Below are 3,632 nucleotides of genomic sequence, written 5' to 3' on the forward strand. Positions count from 1 at the left end.
GTGTTGCATCACCCCGTTTTTAACGGACAGACTTGGACTTATAACGAACAGACCGTAAAACTTCAATTTCCGCAGTGCGACAGCATGAAATATTACCGTCTCGGCGAACAAATCGGCACACAGATGATGTATGCCATGATTGCCGTCTTTGCCGTTGTCGTTATTGTGAAACTGGTTTTATGGCAGAGAGAAAGAAATGAAGAATGACACCCGAATCAGCATTTTTATTGGGTATGGTAAAGCCCCTAACATTAGCCGTCTTTTTGTATGTCTTGGCTCGCTCTTGGTCGTAGAGCAGGCATGGGCAGAAGTAGGATTACCGCCGCCGGGACAACATCAAAACGCAGGCTTTCCGAGTGACCAAGCCTTGCAACGTCGTGGCTACGATCCAAAAACAGGCGTTTGGAAGGTTGACGTACAAAACAACGGCAAACCGACCGTAAACAAAGACGGTGGAACATACAACGGAAGTCAAAACAAGACTGTAACCGTTACGGGAAAGTACGGCGAAACTGGCAAAATGTATACAACTGTTAATCAAAGAGTTGGTACAAGCGCAATTCAGAAAACTGCTACGGGTGTATGGTTTGGCTCATCAATTGCAAATGCTTTAAGTAAAAATGGATCATATGTAGCAACTCAGTTAAGAGCTGGAAATTATAAGTCAGCATTTGAAGGTTCGGTACTTGCTTTAGGAGATTTCGGAAATAATCTATTTGGTGGATTGCCTGAATCAATTGTGAATTTAGGGCGATCTTTAGGGTTAGTAAATAATCCATCACAGCAACAATATAGAGATGCAGCAGAAAGATTTTATGCAGCACAACGCCAAGCAGAAGCCGAAGGAAACTACCAAAAAGCAGTAGCACAAGCAGCAGCTGGAAAAGCAGCAGAAGCAGCACAAAAAGCGCAACAACAAGACCAACAAAAGAAAGAAGAACAGAAGAAAGACGAAGAAGCAAAAAAGAATCGAATGATTAAATATCAATTGATAGTAAATATAAATGGCAGTTATCAAAATTATGTTTTCTATTCTAAATTTGGAATTAATTTAAATGGTTCAAAAAGTAATTCTTTGGACGTCTTTTCTGATAATCTAGGCCGTTTTTCTTCTCATGTTGATATTGACATTCCTAATTCATCACCATCAAGGATTACTGTTAGCACTCCATCAGATAAACGTGTCTATGTTTATTACAATACATATAAAGAAGGTACAGTTCCAGAATCAGAAAAAGAGAAGATTGCACAAAATCAAAGCCAAGTAAAACCTGAAGATTTCATGCTGACACAAAAAGAAATGTTAGACATTCTCAAGCGTATGCTTGAAAACAATCAGACAAACCATGCCGAGTTGATGAACCAACTGGCAAAAATGGGCGTTATGAATCAATCTGCCGAGCCAAGCACATTTAGCCCTGATACCGCACTTAGTGCGCCATATACCCCTGAAGGTAGTAGCACCCCTCAACAAACAAGATTCAAAATGAATCAAGATGGCACTGTAGGCGTTGATTATGTTCCGCGTCCAGATTTAAAGCCAAACAGTCCAGAAGCACCGAATAAGCCCGAAAAGACAACACCGAGCAGACAGGAGAGTCCAGACACGCCAAACGCACCAAATAGCCCGAATTCGCCAAATACACCGAATCAGCCGAACAATCCGACAGGGCAGCAAAATCAAAACGAAGAGAATCAGAAACAAGATTTTTGTAAGCAGAACCCGAATACTGCTCAATGTATTTTGGGAGGAAAGTCGGAAGATATTAAACTACCTGAACAGACCATAGACCTGAATTTCAAGCCTTTGGACGTGTTCCAGTCTGACGGGAAGTGTCCCGCTCCCCGCTCCGTAGATTTCGGTGCATTGGGACAGGTAGAGTTCAGCTATGACCCGTTGTGCGACTTGGCGCGCAAGCTGCGCCCCATCTTCATCGCAATATGCGTGCTGACATGTGCCTATTTTGTCTATGAATCCGTAAAGGAATTGTGAAATGAACTGGGCATCATTGATAACAGGCGTCCTCATGTCCGTAGCAGGGCGCATACTGACCGCCGTAGGTTTGAGTTTTATTTCAGTAACAGGACTGAATGCTTTGCAGGATTATTTCATTAACGAAATAAGCCGTAGTATCGGCGGTTTCCCCGACGAAGCCTTGCAAATACTGTATATAGCGGGATTCGGTGTCATTCTGAATTGGATATTTGGTGCGTTCAGCTTCGTAATATCCCTAAAAGGCTTTAAAAAACTGTCTACCATCATTCAGTCGAAATAGGAAGAAAACATGTTATATCTGTTAACAGGCGTACCGGGTTCGGGCAAAACCCTGAAAGTCGTTTCCATGCTTGCCAAGCAAAAAGACTTTATGAATCGTCCGCTTTATGTAGACGGCATTCTTGACCTGAAAATACCACATGAAGAAATACCAGAAGGAGAAAGCATTCAGACATGGCCGAAGTGGGCACCGCCGGGCGCGATTATCGTTGTTGACGAATGCCAACGCATATTCCGCCCACGTCCTAGCGGTTCGAAAGTACCTGACTACGTCGCCGAACTTGAAACACATAGACACCGTGGTCTTGATTTCCTCTTGATAACTCAACATCCCCGTCTGATAGACGTCCATTTGCGCGGACTGATAGAACACCACACCCATTTCGGCAAGACTAATTTAGGACTGCGCCGTAAGCTCGAATGGACGACAGGCGGCGCAAAAGACCCTGAAAGCAGGGCAAACATCAGGGAAGCCCTAATCAGCGTGTATAGGCTTGATAAAAGCGTGTATGGGCTGTACAAGTCCGCTGAAGAACACACCAAAATCAGAACCAAGCGCAGCAAGGTTCTTTATCTGATACCCATCGCAATAGCCTTGCTTGGTGGAGGTTTGTATTATTTCTCATCCTTTTGGAAAAATATGGAAAAACCAATAATAGAGGGACAAACGGCACAGGCACACATTGCCGCGTCAGCGGCAAGCCCCGAAGCGCAGGCGGCAGCCGCTCCCGCGGCGGACGACGGCGCAGCGGGGCAGTACGCAGCAGCAAAGGTGCAAACGCCGTCCGAACCGCCCAAGCCTCATTTGACAGAAGAAGACTATCAGCCCCGTATCGCAGAACGCCCCGAAACCGCCCCTATATACGACGGCATGAACAAAGCCGTAAAAGTCATGCCTTGGCCGTCCGCGTGCGTAAAAAGCGATAATGGCTGTAATTGCTATACAGACCAAGGGTCTAAAATTTCAGAAATTAGCAAAAAAACCTGTTTAAGCTATATTAAAGATGGCTTGCCCTTCAACCCTTATAAAACTAAACAAAACGAAGCATTAACGGCTGATTCAAATTCATCAGTATCAGAAAAACCGCAAGTCTTGACAATGGGTGGAAAGAGTCCGCAGAATTTAATGTATGACGGATACGAAGATAAAGCCCTAAGTAATGAGGGCGGAAAAATAAATTAGGGAAACGATGAACGCATTAGAATTTGTTATTTCGTGTTTGGTTGTTTATGCAATAATTCACATCCATAGAAAGCATGGCACGGCTTATTTCAAAATGTTGATTAAGGAATTTGGCATTTTTATTTTCGGTCTTGCTATTATTTTTCTTGTATTATGCGCAGCAGGGGTCTTAAT

General features: G+C 43.8%; 4 protein-coding genes. All 4 read left to right on the forward strand.

The genetic code is table 11. The features are described 5' to 3' along the window. Nucleotides 1-207: hypothetical protein (locus ACTHUM_RS10890; RefSeq protein ID WP_440402882.1), on the forward strand; the 207-nt coding region annotated here is incomplete at its 5' end. Further along, entirely contained in the window at nt 197-1,993 is a 1,797-nt protein-coding gene (locus ACTHUM_RS10895; protein WP_070459367.1) for a virulence factor TspB C-terminal domain-related protein, read from the forward strand. The genes ACTHUM_RS10890 and ACTHUM_RS10895, both read left to right, overlap by 11 nt. Nucleotide 1,994: 1 nt before the next feature. After that, complete coding sequence (locus tag ACTHUM_RS10900) at nt 1,995-2,276, forward strand: DUF2523 family protein (protein WP_070459371.1); 282 nt, start codon at nt 1,995-1,997, stop codon at nt 2,274-2,276. A 9-nt stretch (nt 2,277-2,285) separates the two neighbouring features. Continuing rightward, the gene (locus ACTHUM_RS10905) at nt 2,286-3,458 is read left to right on the forward strand and encodes a zonular occludens toxin domain-containing protein (RefSeq protein WP_070459374.1); all 1,173 of its coding nucleotides are present in this window, start codon (nt 2,286-2,288) and stop codon (nt 3,456-3,458) included. Nucleotides 3,459-3,632 lie beyond the last annotated feature (174 nt).

Source organism: Neisseria sp. P0021.S006 (genome assembly GCF_051956895.1).

Coding starts and splice junctions, on each gene's coding strand:
- ACTHUM_RS10900 (WP_070459371.1), top strand. CDS start 1,995: ATGAACTGGGCATCATTGATAACAGGCGTCCTCATGTCCGTAGCAGGG.
- ACTHUM_RS10905 (WP_070459374.1), top strand. CDS start 2,286: ATGTTATATCTGTTAACAGGCGTACCGGGTTCGGGCAAAACCCTGAAA.
- ACTHUM_RS10895 (WP_070459367.1), top strand. CDS start 197: ATGAAGAATGACACCCGAATCAGCATTTTTATTGGGTATGGTAAAGCC.